This is a genomic window from Arthrobacter sp. fls2-241-R2A-200, from assembly GCF_030209745.1.
Taxonomy (GTDB): Bacteria; Actinomycetota; Actinomycetes; order Actinomycetales; family Micrococcaceae; genus Arthrobacter.
Map to the genome: position 1 here is coordinate 41,097 of NZ_JARVRJ010000017.1, position 16,242 is coordinate 57,338.

Here is a 16,242-nt window from a genome sequence, read left to right on the forward strand (position 1 = left end):
TTTGGATCTGGTCCTTTGTCCACATACGCCATGGCCGGGAGCCGGGGCACGGCGTACCCGCCCTAGACTTGCAGGGTGATTGACGCAGCCACCTCGTTTACTTCAGGCAATACTCCCGATGCCCCCCGCGGCGACCAGCCGGGCCTTCTGGCCGCTCTGGCTTCGGACCTTCGCACCCTTTCTTACACGGTGGATGGCGTCGCCGAGTTCCTCGGAGAATCGGCCTCGGAGGCGCTCAGCCGGGATCAATTGGTCCCCGCTCTGGTGGTGACGGAACGGCGCTCAACGTCGGAGGACCCGGCCGTCCGCGCCCTCGCGGTGTTGGTGGGGTTGTGGCTGCTGGCAGTCCCTCAATCCGAGGCAGACGTTGATGCTGCGCTCCCGGGCGTGCTTACGCGAGGGCTGGCGGATTTGGGCCTTGCGACAGTGGATTCGGGGATCGTGCGCGCCAAGGTAGATCTTCGCCCCTATGGCTGGGACGCCAATTCGGATGGGAGCGGGGGAGCGAATCTCTGGGTAGCCAGCGATCTTGCCGCGCATCAGCAACCGGGTGTGCTCCGGCACGACCACGTCTTGGGGATCGGGCGTGCGTCCACCACCCTCGTGCAGGCCACCATCAGGGAAAACGTCAAGCGCGCACTGGATGTCGGCACTGGGTGCGGCATCCAAACGTTCCACTTGCTGCATCACTGCGAACATGTCACAGCCACAGACATCTCGGAGAGGGCCCTTGCTTTCACGCGCTTCAACCTGTTGTTGAACGCTCGGGAACTGGGCTTGGATCCGGATCATCTGGACAGGCGTGTCACGCTTCGCCCTGGATCTCTTCTGGAACCAGTGGCGGGGGAACACTTCGGGCTCGTCGTCTCCAACCCTCCCTTTGTCATCACGCCACGTACGGGCGGCGAATCAGTTGCTGACCAATTCACGTACCGGGACGGCGGGCTTGCAGGGGACGGAATCGTGGCTGCCCTTGTGACGTCATTGGCCCACGTACTTGAACCTGGTGGGATCGCCCAGATGCTGGGCAACTGGGAGATCCCTTCGGGCAACCGATGGATGGACCGCCCCACAGACTGGGTAAGGGACTCCGGCCAGGATGCTTGGTTTATCCAACGGGAGCAGGTAGGGCCTGAACAATACGCGGAGACGTGGTTGCAGGATGCCTCCCAAAACCGCGACGACGGCCACTATAAGGCGTCGTACGCGGCCTACCTTGACGACTTCGCCTCCAGGAGTGTCCAGGGCATCGGGTTCGGCATGATCTTTCTGCGCAGGCCGTTCGCGTCCTCTGGCCCCATCATTGATCGCTTTGAAGAAATCACGCATCCGATCGAGCAGCCGGTGGGCCCGCATCTTGGAGCAGCTGTGCACCGCGCAGATTGGGTGGTGGCCAACACCTTGGCGGAAGCCCATCTGCTGGTTGCCGAGGACGTCACCGAGGAACGCCATCAACGACCCGGGGCGGAGCATCCAGGAGTCATCCTTTTGCGCCAAGGCGCCGGCCTGCGCCGGACCAACCTGCTCAGCACCGAACTCGCCGGATTTGTCTCCGCATGTGATGGCCAGCTCACCGTTGGCCAGATCATCTCGGCCTTGGTAGCGCTTCTGGGAGGTGCGGAGGACTTCGACGAGCAAGGCTTCCGGGACCGCCTGCTGCAGGACGTCACCAACCTGGTCCTGGAGGGCTTCCTGCTCCCCGACACAGATCAGGCGAGTCAGGTCACCCCTACTCAGGTCACCGCGACTCAGGCCACCGCATGACCGGCAACGCACCGCCGCTGCCGGTAGGTACCCGCCTCCTTCGGTGTGACGCTGACTACACTGAGGGAGTGATAGCCAACAACCCAGCATCCCAGCCGGACCACGAGGTGCCTCGGGGCAAGCGCGCCGAGAAGACGGTTGAGATCACTGATCCAAAAGCTATCCGCGCCTTGGCCCACGCTGCCCGCCTCGAGGTGATCTCGGAGCTCTACGCCACACAGGTGAGCCATACCGCCACGGAACTGGCAGCGAGGACGGGACTCACCCCCAGCGCCATGAGCTATCACCTCCGTGCACTCCAGAAGTGGGGTATCGTGGCGCCGGCCGAAAATTCCGGTGATGCCCGGGAACGCCGCTGGAGAGCTGCCGGCACCGATTTCACTATTTCGGGAGGCAGCATAGCCAGCCCGGAAATTGCAGTTGTGGACCTAGAGCTCGACGCGTTCCGCCGTCGGGCATCCGCATTTGCCAAGGCCCGCGGGGAACGTAAGCAAAAGGGACAAGCGGCCGAGGAAGCGGCGGCGGTGGTCTTGGCGAGCAATTTGCTGTACCTTACCAAAGCGCAGCGCAAGGAGCTTTCGGAACGCATTCGTGAGGTCTTGCGCGAGTACGAACTTGAGGATCCCAGTCGTATACCTGAGGGCGCCGAGCGCATGGCCACCCTGTGGTCGATGATCCCGGATGACCGCGTGGCACCGGGGCAATAACTGCCCGGATGGACCTCTGAAAGACCCTCCTGGTTCCCGGCCGAAAACGCAGGATTCTGCAATCTATGGTGAACTAGGCCAGTATGGGCACCAGCCCAATCACACATTTTTTCTGTAGGAGCACCGTGCCCAGCAAGGCAAAAACCGGCAAGAAACTCGTGATCGTGGAGTCTCCCGCCAAGAGTAAGACCATCGCCAAGTACCTTGGTGAGGGCTTCATTGTCGAGGCCTCGATCGGCCACATCCGGGACCTTCCCCAACCCTCGGACCTTCCTGCAGAACTGAAGAAGACCTCGCTGGGCAAGTTCGCCGTCGATGTCGAAAACGACTTCAAGCCTTACTACGTTGTCTCGCCGGACAAGAAGAAAAAGGTCGCCGAACTCAAGGCCCAACTCAAAGACGCCGACGCGCTCTACCTCGCAACCGATGGGGACCGCGAAGGTGAAGCCATTGCGTGGCACCTGCTGGAGGTTTTGAAGCCCAAGGTTCCGGTGTACCGGATGACCTTCGGTGAAATCACCAAGGAAGCAATCCACCGCGCCATGGACAACCTTCGCGACGTCGACACCGCACTGGTGGACGCCCAGGAAACCCGGCGCATCCTTGACCGTCTCTACGGTTACGAGATTTCCCCGGTCCTCTGGCGAAAAGTGGCCCGCGGCCTCTCTGCCGGACGCGTTCAGTCCGTGGTCACCCGCATGGTGGTGGACCGTGAACGTGAACGCATGGCCTTCCGGGCAGCCTCCTACTGGGACTTGACCGGGCAGTTCGGTGCGGACTCTGGATCCTTCAAGGCCAAGCTTGCGGCCGTGGACGGCGCCAAAGTTGCCAGCGGCCGTGACTTCAATGACAACGGCCAGCTCACCTCATCGAACGCCGTACACCTCGACGAGGAACGGGCAACGTCCTTGGCTGCCGGCCTTGAGAACGCGGATTTCCGCGTCCGGTCCGTCGATACCAAGCCGTATACCCGCCGCCCCGCAGCGCCGTTCACCACCTCCACGCTGCAGCAGGAGGCCGGGCGCAAGCTTCGCTTCTCGTCCAAGAGCACCATGCAGGTAGCGCAGCGCCTGTATGAAAACGGCTACATCACCTATATGCGTACCGACTCGTCAGCCCTGAGCAACGAGGCCGTCACGGCTGCGAGGCGTCAGGCGTCTGAGCTTTATGGGCCCGAGTACGTCCCCACGAGCCCCCGCGTCTATGCCAACAAAGCGGCAAACGCGCAAGAAGCCCACGAGGCTATCCGCCCCGCCGGTGACTCCTTCCGCACCCCGGCACAGGTGGCCAAGCAGCTGAGCGGCGACGAGTTCCGGCTCTACGAACTCATTTGGAAGCGCACAGTCGCCTCCCAGATGGCAGACGCCAAGGGTTCCACGGCCACCATTCGTCTCGGTGCGACCGCCGCGGATGGCCGCGACGCCGAGTTCTCCGCGTCCGGCACCGTTATCACTTTCCCGGGGTTCTTGGCCGCCTACGAAGAGGGCAAGGACGAAAGCCGCGGGGATGACGATTCCGACGAAGCACGACGCCTGCCGAACGTCGCTAAAGATGATGAACTGACGGCCTCGGAAATCCTGGCCGTGGGCCACGAGACCTCCCCGCCACCCCGGTACACGGAAGCATCGCTGACCGCGGAGCTGGAAAAGCGCGGCATTGGACGCCCATCCACTTACGCCTCAACCATTTCCACCATCCAAGACCGCGGTTACGTCCGGAAACAAGGGTCCGCCCTGGTTCCCAGCTGGATCGCCTTCTCCGTGATCCGGTTGCTCGAGCAGCACTTCACGGACTACGTGGACTATGAATTCACGGCCGATATGGAAGGCGATCTGGATAAGATCGCCAACGGCCAAGCAGCCGGAACTGCATGGCTCAAGCACTTCTATTACGGCGAAGACGCAGACCCCGGCCTGTTGAGCATCGTGAACAACCTCGGTGAAATCGACGCCAGGGAGATTAACTCCGTGCCCATCGCGGAAGGCATCACGCTGCGCGTCGGTAAGTTCGGCCCCTACCTGGAAAGCTCAATTCCAACCCTGGATGAGAAGACCGGCGAGGTAGTGGAGTCGGCCCGGGCGAACGTGCCCGAAGATCTCGCTCCGGACGAGCTCACAGCGGCTAAAGCCAAGGAACTCATGGAGACCGCTGCCCCGGAAGAGCGCGTCTTGGGTGCCGATCCGCACACAGGACACACGGTAGTGGCCAAGAACGGCCGGTATGGAGCCTACGTCACCGAGATCATCCCCGAGATGACCGAAGAGCAGTTGGCCAACCAGCCGGTGGAGTATTACAAGAACGGCAAGCCCAAACCGCCCAAGAAGCCCGTCAAGGCCAAGCCGCGCACGGGATCCCTCTTCAAGTCCATGACCGTGGACACTGTGACCCTTGACGAGGCGCTCCAGCTCATGAGCTTGCCGCGCGTCCTGGGTGAAGATGTGGATGGCAACCCGATCACGGTTCAAAACGGCCGTTTTGGTCCCTACCTGAAGAAGGGGACCGATTCACGCTCCATCGGGTCCGAAGAAGAGATCTTCACCATCACGTTGGAACAAGCGCTGGAGATCTATTCGCAGCCCAAACAGCGTGGCGCGCGTGCCGCAGTTCCACCGCTCGCGGAGTTTGGGCCTGATCCGGTGTCCGAGAAGAACATCGTGGTCAAGGAAGGCCGTTTCGGTCCTTACATCACCGATGGCGTCACCAATATCACCGTGCCTCGTTCCACCTCACTGGAGGAGCTGACCCGGGAACGCGCCGTCGAACTTTTGGCGGAAAAACGTGCCAAGGGGCCTGTCAAGCGCACCACCACCCGGAAGGCTCCGGCCAAGAAAGCCGTGGCCCGGAAATAGGATTTCCCGGTCCCAGAGGCTGGCGGGCCGGTTCCCGTGAATTGCGTCCCGGCCGGCATCGTGGTCGAGTAGGACTATGACTGAACAGACCGTTTCACCGGAAAACGAGCCCGCAGGCGGCACCGAGGCAACAGGGGGCGGCCAGCACGACGCGCAGCCGCTGAACGAACTGGAGCTGAAGCTGGCCGCCGCCGAGCAGCCGGATGCGAACCCCGTGGAGGTCATCCTTGCCTTCCTCAACAACGAGGTCTACCTGGTGAGCTCCGAAGCTGTAGACGGTCCGGATTCCTCTGTGGAACCCTTGGTTCTTGCGAACGCGGACGGGCAGCCGGTCCTGGCGGTCTTCAGCCACCCCAGCCGGGTGGACGAGAGGTTCCTTGAGGCTGCCCCGCATGTCCTGGGTACGTTGGGTTCGGCCATTCTTGGGAACATTGGCAATGAGCTGGGCATGGTCATCAACCCGGGCAGCGAGTACGGGTTCGAAATCGACCCCGAGGGCATCGCGAACATCCGCCGGGACTTCAAACGGGCAGACGACGCCGGAGAGCCTGCGGAATAGGCGCGCAAGCATCAGCCCCCACCGCCCGGACCTGCACAGCTATGCCACCGGAGGCGCGAAACGTGGCCGCAAGTTACTTCCCGGGCTTCGAATCGGTGAATAATGGCAGAATGCGTCTTGGCGTTCTCGACATCGGGTCAAACACCGTCCACCTCCTGCTGGTGGACGCCCACCCCGGCGCGCGCCCAGTACCGTTCGCTTCGCACAAACGGCCACTCTCGCTGGTTCAATACCTGGACGGCGACGGCAATATCAGCGATGCTGGCCAGCATGAGCTCATTGAGTTCGTGTTGGAGGCGTGGGAGTTCGCGGCCGCCCACAAAGCCCAGGACCTCTTGGCTTTCTGTACATCAGCCATCCGTGAGGCCACCAACGGCGCCGATGTCCTGGCCCGGGTAAAGCACGAGACCACCGTGACGCTCCAGGAACTGACGGGAAGCGAAGAAGCGTCCATGACCTTCTTCGCAGTCCGCCGTTGGTACGGCTGGGGCGCCGGTCCGATCCTGGACCTCGACATCGGCGGCGGCTCCTTCGAAATGGCGTATGGAACTGACGAGCTGCCTGAGTTTGCCACCTCTGTTCCGCTAGGTGCGAGCCGTTTGACCAGGGATTGGCTGCAGGATGACCCGCCCACGGCCAAGAGCGTCAAGGAACTTCGGCGTTACATCCGCTCTACGTTGAAGCCCGTTGCCCGCAGCTTCCAGGAGGTTGGACGGGCAAACCTGGTGGCCGGGACGTCCAAAACGTTCCGTTCCCTGGCCCGGATCGCCGGGGCTGCCCCCAGTGCCGCTGGACCCTACGTCAAGCGGGAGTTGCACGCAGCCGACCTCGGCTTGTGGGCGCAACGGATCTCGGCGATGAGGGTGGAGGACAGGCTATATCTGCCGGGCGTTTCGGACGCCCGCGCCCACCAGCTCTTGGCCGGTGCACTGGTTGCCGAGGCGGCCTTGGAACTCTTTGAGTTCCCGAAGATGGAGATTTGCCCGTGGGCTTTGCGTGAGGGCTTGATCCTCCGCCGCCTGGATCAGTTGGTATTCGAAGAAGCGCTGGACCCCGCCCCGCACGTTGGAAAACGCAAGGACAAGTCCAAAAAGAAAGCAGCCAAGGAAGCCAAGAAGATATTGGATATCGACCAATCCCGCCACGAGTCACTCGACTTCCCGGCCCCCGCAGACACCCCGCCCCTTGCCCCTATCCCAGCCCCTGCTGCAGGCGGGCTGGTCTCCTGAGATGAGTAACGACGTCGAACCCGAACTGAATGACCGCCAGATCCCTGTCGCGCTGTCCAGCGCCTCCGTCTACCCGCTCAGCGTCCACGATGCCTTTGCCGTGGCCCAGGACCTGGGCTACGAGGGCGTGGAGGTGATGGTCACCAACAATGCTGTGAGCCAGAACCCCAAGGCCCTTATTCAACTTAGCCATCGATACCATCAGGAGATTGTCTCCATCCACGCACCCACCTTGCTGCTGACGCAACAAGTGTGGGGTACGGCGTGGAACAAGATCGAAAAATCCTGCCAGATGGCCGTGGAAGTCGGGTGTGACACCGTGGTGGCGCACCCGCCGTTCAGGTGGCAATCCAACTACGCCGAAAACTTCGTTGAGGGCGTCAAGGAACTCGCGGACACATACCAAGTACGCATCGCGGTGGAGAACATGTACCCGTGGCGCGTTCGCGGGCGGGAAGCCGTGGCCTACCTGCCGCACTGGGACCCGCTGGGCCAGGATTACGACGACGTCACATGGGACTTCTCGCACGCCGCCACAGCGGGGGCCAACAGTTTGGAAGCCATCAAGTCGCTGGGCAGCAAACTCCGGCACGTCCACCTCACAGATGGTTCGGGGTCCGGGAAAGATGAGCATCTGGTTCCAGGTACCGGCACCCAGCAGTGCGCGGACGCGCTGCAGCATTTGGCGTCGAGCGGTTTTGACGGCGTTGTAGTGGCGGAGATTTCCACCCGAAAAGCGAAGGTAGCCGGGGAACGCGAGGAGATGCTGGCTGAGACCTTGCGCTTCGCGCGGCAGCACTTGAGCGTGCCGCTGGTGCGCAGCGCAGATCAGTAAGGCAGCGCAGACCAGTAAGGCAGCGCAGATCAGTAAGGCAGCGCAGACCAGTAAGGGGGTGCGCCCGTTCCTGGGTCGGCCCGGCCCCGCGTCGAGTGGGCGGGTTAAAAAGCGAAAGCACCGGCGGCCGAATCGGGAAATGGGGGAAAACCCGCCCGGCCACCGGTGCTGCTGGCGGACATCCCCATGCCCGCCTCATCACTCGCACCCTCAATGAGGTAGTACCAACGTTAGGGACCAAGCATGGGTGTCCCCTGCAATAACCTTGGGAACAAGCTGGGAATCCGGGATCCAGAGACCGTTAGACCCGATCCTTGGCGAACTGCAATGATGGACCAATGAGCAACCGAATCGCATTCCTTGGCTGTGGATCCATGAACGAGGCTATCCTGGGCGGCCTGCTGGCCGCCGGGAAAGACCCGTCCGACGTCGTCGCAACTGTCCGGCGGCCTGGCCGTGCGGAGGAACTTGCCCACCGTCACGGAGTCATGGCGATCGCCGGTGATGAGGAGCCGGATAACAACCAATTGGCTACCAAGGGCGCGGGGATGGTCATCCTCGGCGTCAAGCCCGTGGGGATTGCGGACCTTGCCCGTGAGATCAGCCCGGCGCTGGCTAAGGACACCATTGTGGTCAGTGTCGCGGCCGCTGTTTCCATCGCCCAGCTCGAAGCGGCGTTGCCGGAGGGGCAGCCCGTCATCAGGACCATGCCCAACACGCCGGCACGGTTGGGACGCGGCGTCATTTCTGTCTCACCGGGGACTCATTGCACAGCTGAACAGCTGGACATGGTGAAGACCGCTCTGGCCGGTGCCGGCAAGGTAGTGCAGGTCCCCGAGGACCAGGTGGATGCTTTGTCCGCGATCAGCGGCTCAGGGCCTGCCTATGCCTTCTACCTGGCCGAGGCGATGGCCGCAGCGGGAACCGAGCTGGGGCTCGATCCTGAGCTGTCCGTGATGTTGGCGCGGGAGACCGTGGCCGGAGCAGGTTTCATGCTTGCAGAACCGGGCGCGGACCCCACTGCCCTCCGTGTGGGAGTGACCAGTCCCAACGGCACCACCGAGCGCGCCATCGCCGTTTTTGACGACGCCGGGATTCCCAAGATCATCGCCGACGGCGCCCGCGCGGCAGCCGCGCGGGCAGCGGAGATCACGAAGCAGCTCAGCTAAGGTTCCGGCCAGCCGCGGGGAGCCGCCTAGGGGCGTGCCGCGAACCGTTCCAACAAGTCCACATGGCCGGAGACGATCAGCATGTCGTGGCTGGACACCTTGGTTTCGGGGCGGGCGTACGTGAAGTCCTCGCCGGGGGACTTCACCCCCACAATGGTCACGCCGTACTTTGACCGGACCTTGGACTCGTCGAGGGTAAAGCCCACGGTTTCCTTGGGCGGGTACATCTTGACGATCGCGAAGTCGTCGTCGAACTCGATGAAGTCAAGCATCCGGCCGGAGACCAGGTGTGCCGCGCGGACCCCGGCGTCGGCTTCCGGGTAGATCACGTGGTTGGCGCCGATTCGGGTGAGAATCTTGCCGTGCGAGGGCGTGATGGCCTTAACCCAGAGGTGTTCAATGCCCAGGTCAACCAGGTTCACCGTGATCAGCACGGAGGATTCGATCGATGTCCCCACGCCCACCACAGCGGAGCTAAACTCCTGTGCGCCGAGTTGGCGCAGCGCATCAATATTGGTGGCATCGGCCTCCACCACGTGGGTGAGGACGGGTGCCCATTTCTGGACCAGGGTGCGATCCCGCTCGATGGCGAGGACTTCGCGTCCCTGCTTGACCAGCTGCTCGGCAGTGGCGGACCCGAAGCGGCCAAGGCCGATGACCAGCACCGGGGCGTTGTGGGCGGGGCGGTTGGCCGCCCCCGTGGTCTTAGCCAATGATTGGCCTCTCTTCCGGGTAGTGGTACAGCTGGCTGCGCTGGCGCAGGGCCAAACCGGCAGCGAGGGTTACTGTGCCCACGCGGCCGGCGAACATGAGTAGGGCCAGGACGTAGACGCCCGACGGCGGCAACTCACCACTGAGGTTGGTGCTCAGGCCCACAGTGGCGAAGGCGGAGATGGTTTCAAAAAGTACCCGATCCAGGGACGCTCCGCTAATGGAGAGCAGCAGGAACGCGGCCACGGAAACAAAGGTGGCCCCGGCAACGATCACGGAGATGGCCACCCGCATGGTGCCTTGGGGGATGGTGCGGCCGTACACCTTCACATCGGCATCGCCGCGGGCTTCGGCGATGATTGCAAGGAACATGACGGCGATGGTGGTTACCTTGATGCCGCCGGCAGTCGAGGCTGAACCGCCGCCGGCAAACATGAGCGCGTCGCTGAGGAGTTTGGTGGTGGGCTCCATCTGGTTCTGGTCCACCAGGCTGAAACCGCCGGAGCGTGTCATGACAGAGGCAAAGATGGAGTGGATCACCTTATCGCCGAAGTTCATGTTGGCGATGGTGCGTACGTTATCCCACTCCATGAGGCCCCACAGCAGGGCACCGGCCACCAGCAAAATGAGGGATACCTGGATGGTGAGCTTGGTGTGGAGGTTCCATTTCTTCCAGTTGAGCCCGTTTTGTTGGAGCACCATCACCACGGGGAAACCCAGGCTTCCAAGGAAGACGCCAAGCATCAGCGGGACCAGTATCCAGAGATCGGTCTCGTAGGGGACTACGCCGTCCGAGTGCGGGGTGAACCCCGCGTTGTTGAAGGAAGAGATGGCATAGAAGATTCCGTGCCACACCGCCTCCCAGAAAGGCTCGCCCAACACCAGGAAACGGGGAATTAGGGACAAAGCCAGGGCGCCTTCGATGACCACCGAGGTGACGATCACGATCCGGAGCAGGGTACCCACTTCGCCAAGCCTGCCGGCGTGGTTCATCGCTTCCTGGGCGATGAGTTTGCCGCGAACGCCCAGCCGCTTGCTCACCATCAGCGCCAAGAGCGAAGCCAAGGTGAGGGTACCCAGGCCGCCCACGAAGATGCCGAGCAGGATGACCAGTTGCCCGAAGAATGACCAGTACGTAGCTGTTGAAACCACGGTCAGGCCGGTCACGCAAACACTGGACACCGCCGTGAACAAGGCTTGGTGCAGGGGAGTGGATTCTCCTGAAGCAGAGGCGGCGGGCAGCGACAACAACCCGGTGAACAGCACGATGACGGATGCGAAAATGACCAAGGCCAAACGGGCCGGTGAGCTGTTTGCAACGTTGTCGATGAAGTCGCGGACGCGGGTGAAAATCCAGAGGCCCTGACGGTCCTGGTGCGTGGGCTGCCAGTTGGCCGGGCTCTGGGACCTCGACTGGCTTTGGGACATGGCGCTCTTCCTCGGTTGAACAAGCTTTCCTGAGTAGTAAACCACTATTCCCGGGCCTGACCGGGCGATGTGGCCTTTCAGCCTCCGGTAGCCTGTTCAGGGTGAACTCCAGAGTTGGGATATCAGCTTCCAGCATTACGCGGTCCGCACTCCCAACGACGGTGGTGTGGGACCCCGCGATGACGGCTTACGACTTCGGCCCGGGTCACCCCATGGCGCCCCGGCGGCTGGAGCTAACAGCACGGTTGGCCAAGGCTCTCGGACTTTTTGACCACAGCCATGTGGCAGTGGAGGCGCCGGCGGTGGCAACCGACGTCGAGCTTTTGACCGTTCACAGCCGGGAGTACATCCAGGCTGTGCGTCGCGTCGGTGCGGATCCTTCTCGCCCCGATGACGCCCGCGGGTTGGGGACCGAAGACGATCCCGCGTTCTCAGGAATGCACGAGGCCAGCGCACGGCTTGCCGGCGGTTCACTGCTGGCCGCCGAGTCCGTCCTTTCCGGCAGGTCCGTTCGAGCGGTGAACTTCAGTGGCGGAATGCATCATGCGGCGCGTGGGAAGGCCAGCGGCTTTTGCGTGTACAACGACGTCGCCATTGCCATCCAGCGGCTGCTCGACGGCGGTGTGCAGCGCGTGGTCTGCATCGACGTCGACGCCCATCACGGCGACGGGACGCAGGGCATCTTCTGGGACGACCCCAGGGTCATGACAGTGTCCCTCCACGAATCCGGCCTCACGCTATTCCCCGGAACGGGTTTCGCCAACGAAACGGGGGGACCAAACGCAGTCGGGACCGCTGTCAACGTGGCGCTTCCGGCTTTTACCGGAGATGCGGCATGGTTGCGTGCTTTCCACGCGGTGGTGCCGCAGCTTGTGGCCGCCTTCGCGCCCGAGGTCATCGTCAGCCAGCACGGCTGCGATTCCCACCGGCTTGATCCCCTGACGCACCTCAACCTCAGCGTCGACTGCCAGCGTGAGGCCGCTGCCGCCGTCGCCGGCCTTGCCGCCCGCTACTGCGAGAACCGCTGGATTGCCACCGGGGGAGGCGGCTACGAGGTCACTGGCGTTGTGCCGCGCGCTTGGAGCCATCTGATCGGTATGGTCGCGCAGCGACCCGTACCGCTCTCAAAACCCGTGCCGGAGGAGTGGCGAAGCTATGTGAAGGAAACCTACGGCGAGCCCACCCCCGCGTTGATGGGAGACGACGTGGACATCTGGTGGCGTTCCTGGGAGGTCGGCTACGATCCCGCGGACGAGGTGGACCGCGCCGTCATCGCTACGCGTAAGCAGATATTCCCGCTGTATGGCTTGGATCCCTGGTTCGACTGACGTGTCCCGCACTCGGGCGGCATGAAACAGGATGCCAACAGGCGTATATGTCGCTAGGGTGGGAGGCATGGTGACTGACGACGTATTTGCCGTCATAGCTGAGGCAACCAGACGCGACATCCTGGTCTCCCTCCGCTCTGGGGATAAGGCTGTAGGGGAACTCGTGGCGGAGCTGGCGGCGAGCCAGCCCACTATTTCCAAGCACTTGAAGGTGCTCCGCGAGGCAGACCTCGTCACCATGCGCGCACAGGGCCAGAAGCGCTTCTACACCCTGAACACCAAGCCGCTCGCGGGCATCGCCTCGTGGCTGGAAACGTTCGACGTCGGACAGGCCAAGCCCGCCGTCGTCGCGCCTTCCGGAGGGGAGCCAGCAGCCGCCGTCAACGGGCCTGCGGCCGTCACCGCCCCCGCTGGCGCGGTGCCCGGATCCGGGACGACCGAATCGGCGGCTGACATGCCTGCTACCCGGGTGGACGCCGTCGGCCAGGCCGTGATGGCGCATGCCACCGAATCATCAGGGATTCTTGAGGCCCCGGATGACACCATGCCCCAACACATCGGACGCACCGTGGGCCGGGCCGCCACCAAGGCCGCTGATCTGCTGGCCAACCTTCCGAATCTGCCCAACCTGCCAAAGTTCGGCCGGAAGCGCTAGCTGACGGGTTGGGTCACATTCCCCCCGGATGGAGATGCCGGGGAAGCAAGTGCAACCATGGGCGGGACTGAACACCGTCCGCTACAGCTGGGCGCACTGAGGATAGGAACCCCCCATGGATTCAAGGCTCGAAGGTATCCGGGACACCGTGCTTGCGCGGAACCCGGGTGAAAAGGAATTCCATCAGGCCGTCATCGAGGTCTTTGAAAGCTTGGGCCCGGTCCACGACAGGCACCCCGAATTCCTCGAGGGCGCGGTCCTTGAGCGCCTGTGCGAACCTGAGCGCCAGATCATTTTCCGTGTTCCGTGGACCGACGACGCGGGCCGGGTCCATGTCAACCGTGGCTTCCGTGTGGAGTTCAACTCAGCGCTGGGCCCCTACAAAGGCGGCCTGCGTTTCCACCCCTCCGTCTACCTGGGGATCGTGAAGTTCCTCGGGTTTGAGCAGATCTTCAAGAACGCATTGACGGGCATGCCCATCGGTGGCGGAAAGGGCGGCTCGGACTTCGACCCCCGGGGGCGCACCGACGCCGAGATCATGCGTTTCTGCCAGTCCTTCATGACTGAGCTGTACAGGCATATTGGCGAGTACACCGACGTGCCGGCGGGGGACATCGGGGTGGGAGGCCGTGAAATCGGTTACCTCTTTGGCCAGTACAAGCGCATCACTAACCGCTACGAATCCGGGGTCCTCACGGGCAAGGGCATCTCATGGGGCGGGTCTCTGGTTCGTCCCGAAGCCACCGGCTACGGCACTGTCATCTTTGCCCAAGAGATGCTCAAGACCCGGGGACAGTCCTTTGATGGGCAGCGGGTGGTGGTTTCGGGCTCAGGCAATGTCGCCATCCATGCCATCGCCAAGGCACAATCCTTGGGGGCCACCGTGGTTGCCTGTTCCGACTCCGCCGGATACGTCGTGGATGAGGCGGGGATCGACGTCGAGCTTCTGCGCCACATCAAGGAAGTGGAGCGCGGGCGCCTCACCGAGTACGCCGCTCGCCGCGGGGGTGCAACCCACGTAACCGGTGGTTCCGTGTGGGACGTCAACGGCACGGTGGCGCTGCCGTGCGCCACGCAGAACGAGCTCGACGGCGATGCTGCCGCCAAGTTGGTCAGCAATGGACTGATCGCTGTAGCTGAGGGCGCCAACATGCCCTCCACCAGGGAAGCCGTGTCCGTGTTCCACGAGGCAGGCATCCTGTTCGGACCGGGCAAGGCCGCCAACGCAGGTGGTGTTGCCACGTCAGCGCTGGAGATGCAGCAGAATGCGAGCCGTGATTCGTGGACCTTCGAGCACACCGAGCAGAGGCTCACGGAGATCATGGTGGGCATCCACGATCGCTGCGCAGCAACCGCCGACGAGTACGGTGCGCCTGGAAACTACGTGGTGGGCGCCAACATCGGCGGCTTCGTCAAGGTAGCGGACGCCATGCTCGCCCAAGGCCTCATCTGAGGTTGCTACCCAACTGAGGTTCCTAGCCAACTGAGGTTGCTACCCAACTGAGGTTCCTGCCCAACTGAGGTTCCTACCCAACTGAGGTTCCTGCCCAACCAGGGGACAGATCATGCCGTTCTGAGCGCTCAGAGCGAACAGGTGCTGTCCTCTGGTTGGGTGGAGGCTAGCGCTGCAGCAGCCGCACGTGGTCCGGATTCAGGTCCGAAACCTTGCTGACGCCAAGCAACGCCATGGTCCTGGTCATGTCTTTCTCGAGGATCTGGATGGCACGGTCCACACCCGCGCGGCCGCCCGCCATCAAACCGTAAAGATACGCCCTGCCAATCAGGGCGAAGTCAGCACCCAAGGCCAGTGCGGCCACGATGTCCGCACCGCTCATGATGCCCGTGTCCAACATGACGGCAGCCTTGCTGTTGTCCGACGCCAGTGCCGTTGTGACCTCCGGAAGCAAGTGGAACGGGATGGGTGCGCGGTCCAGTTGGCGGCCCCCATGGTTGGATAACACGATGCCATCGACGCCGTGGTCCACCACGCGCCGGGCGTCCTCCACGGTTTGGATGCCTTTGACCACGAGCTTGCCCTTCCAAGTTTCACGCAGCCAGTCCAAGTCCTGGTACGTCAGTGTCGGATCAAACATGGAGTTGATGAGCTCAGCCACAGTCCCGGTGTAGCGCGACAGTGAGGCAAACGTCAGGGGTTCGTGGGTGAGGAAGTTGAACCACCACGCCGGGCGGTAGGACGCGTCCACCATCGTTTTCAGTGTCAACGCCGGCGGTATGGTCATGCCGTTTCGGACGTCCCGCAGTCGCGCACCTGCAACAGCGGTGTCCACGGTGACCATTAGGGTGTCGTTACCGGCCTTTGCGGCCCTTTCGATCAGCCCAAGGGAGCGCTCGCGGTCCGTCCACAAGTACAGCTGGAACCAGTTCCGGCCGTTCGGGGCAGCGGTTGCCACATCCTCGATCGAGGCGGTGCCCATGGTGGAGAGGGTGTAAGGAATCCCGGCGGCTTCGGCTGCCTGTGAGCCCGCGTATTCGCCCTCGGACTGCATCATGCGGGTAAAGCCGGTTGGCGCGATGCCGAACGGAAGCCGTGATTTCTGGCCCAAAATGTCCGTGCGGAGATCAATTCTTGAAACGTCCCGCAGGATGCCCGGCCGGAATTCGATGTCCTGGAAGGCCTGACGGGCGCGACGAAGGGTGATTTCTTCCTCAGCAGCACCGTCGGTGTAATCAAAAGGAGCCTGCGGGGTGCGGCGCTTGGCCATGTCCCGCAGTTCCCAAATGGTGCTGGCCCTCTTCAGCCGGGCGGCCTTGCTGAACTCCGGCTTCTTGAACTGCATCAGCGGCGCCAGGTCCGCGACACTCGGTATGCGTCGCTTCAGTGCCGGCGGCCGCACGACGGCGGCTGGCGGCTGGGGTGCGCGGGTTACGTTTTGGTCGCTCCCGGCATCGGCTGGCGCAGCGGTGATCTTGGGATCAATCGTGTCGGTCATGCGGGTCTCCCTAGGGTTCATGTGGTCTAACCACACTCTAGGGCATGTGGTCTGACC

At 63.0% G+C, this 16,242-nt stretch carries 13 protein-coding genes; 10 read left to right on the top strand and 3 right to left on the bottom strand.

What is annotated here, in order from left to right; genetic code table 11:
- The first annotated feature begins 75 nt into the window (after window positions 1–75).
- The 7 genes from QRN42_RS15965 to proC all read left to right on the top strand — a co-directional run bounded on the left by QRN42_RS15965 (window position 76) and on the right by proC (window position 9,112).
- Window positions 76–1,764, top strand: a complete 1,689-nt coding sequence (locus QRN42_RS15965; RefSeq protein WP_284980122.1) for a DUF7059 domain-containing protein — start codon at window positions 76–78, stop codon at window positions 1,762–1,764.
- Window positions 1,761–2,471: an ArsR/SmtB family transcription factor gene (locus tag QRN42_RS15970; protein ID WP_284980123.1), complete on the top strand. Its 711-nt coding sequence runs from the start codon at window positions 1,761–1,763 to the stop codon at window positions 2,469–2,471. The genes QRN42_RS15965 and QRN42_RS15970 overlap by 4 nt, the downstream gene beginning before the upstream one ends.
- Window positions 2,472–2,596: 125 nt before the next feature.
- Window positions 2,597–5,320, top strand: coding sequence for a type I DNA topoisomerase (gene topA / locus QRN42_RS15975; protein WP_284980124.1), 2,724 nt, complete (start codon window positions 2,597–2,599; stop codon window positions 5,318–5,320).
- 76 nt (window positions 5,321–5,396) lie between these two features.
- Window positions 5,397–5,879 (top strand): SseB family protein, encoded by a 483-nt coding sequence (locus QRN42_RS15980; protein WP_284980125.1) that lies wholly within the window; start codon window positions 5,397–5,399, stop codon window positions 5,877–5,879.
- 110 nt (window positions 5,880–5,989) lie between these two features.
- Window positions 5,990–7,108, top strand: a complete 1,119-nt coding sequence (locus QRN42_RS15985) for a Ppx/GppA phosphatase family protein (protein ID WP_284980126.1) — start codon at window positions 5,990–5,992, stop codon at window positions 7,106–7,108.
- A gap of 1 nt (window position 7,109) precedes the next feature.
- Window positions 7,110–7,943 carry a sugar phosphate isomerase/epimerase family protein gene (locus QRN42_RS15990; protein WP_284980127.1) on the top strand — a complete coding sequence of 278 codons (834 nt, stop codon included), beginning with the start codon at window positions 7,110–7,112 and terminating at the stop codon, window positions 7,941–7,943.
- 338 nt (window positions 7,944–8,281) lie between these two features.
- A complete protein-coding gene (gene proC, locus QRN42_RS15995; RefSeq protein ID WP_284980128.1) occupies window positions 8,282–9,112 on the top strand; it encodes a pyrroline-5-carboxylate reductase in 831 nt (276 codons plus the stop codon).
- 26 nt (window positions 9,113–9,138) lie between these two features.
- On the opposite strand, the gene QRN42_RS16000 is transcribed toward proC, so the two are convergent.
- Together QRN42_RS16000 and QRN42_RS16005 are read right to left on the bottom strand one after the other, a co-directional pair.
- Window positions 9,139–9,777 (bottom strand): potassium channel family protein, encoded by a 639-nt coding sequence (locus tag QRN42_RS16000; protein ID WP_410550918.1) that lies wholly within the window; start codon window positions 9,775–9,777, stop codon window positions 9,139–9,141.
- A 40-nt stretch (window positions 9,778–9,817) separates the two neighbouring features.
- Complete coding sequence (locus tag QRN42_RS16005; RefSeq protein ID WP_284980129.1) at window positions 9,818–11,251, bottom strand: TrkH family potassium uptake protein; 1,434 nt, start codon at window positions 11,249–11,251, stop codon at window positions 9,818–9,820.
- A 101-nt stretch (window positions 11,252–11,352) separates the two neighbouring features.
- Here QRN42_RS16005 and QRN42_RS16010 point away from each other — a divergent pair, with 101 nt between their 5' ends.
- The 3 genes from QRN42_RS16010 to gdhA all read left to right on the top strand — a co-directional run bounded on the left by QRN42_RS16010 (window position 11,353) and on the right by gdhA (window position 14,687).
- Window positions 11,353–12,579 carry an acetoin utilization protein AcuC gene (locus tag QRN42_RS16010; protein WP_284980130.1) on the top strand — a complete coding sequence of 409 codons (1,227 nt, stop codon included), beginning with the start codon at window positions 11,353–11,355 and terminating at the stop codon, window positions 12,577–12,579.
- A gap of 67 nt (window positions 12,580–12,646) precedes the next feature.
- Entirely contained in the window at window positions 12,647–13,234 is a 588-nt protein-coding gene (locus tag QRN42_RS16015; RefSeq protein ID WP_284980131.1) for a metalloregulator ArsR/SmtB family transcription factor, read from the top strand.
- A 115-nt stretch (window positions 13,235–13,349) separates the two neighbouring features.
- Window positions 13,350–14,687, top strand: a complete 1,338-nt coding sequence (gene gdhA / locus QRN42_RS16020; RefSeq protein ID WP_284980132.1) for an NADP-specific glutamate dehydrogenase — start codon at window positions 13,350–13,352, stop codon at window positions 14,685–14,687.
- A gap of 166 nt (window positions 14,688–14,853) precedes the next feature.
- On the opposite strand, the gene QRN42_RS16025 is transcribed toward gdhA, so the two are convergent.
- Window positions 14,854–16,185, bottom strand: a complete 1,332-nt coding sequence (locus tag QRN42_RS16025; protein ID WP_284980133.1) for an alpha-hydroxy acid oxidase — start codon at window positions 16,183–16,185, stop codon at window positions 14,854–14,856.
- Window positions 16,186–16,242: the final 57 nt, after the last annotated feature.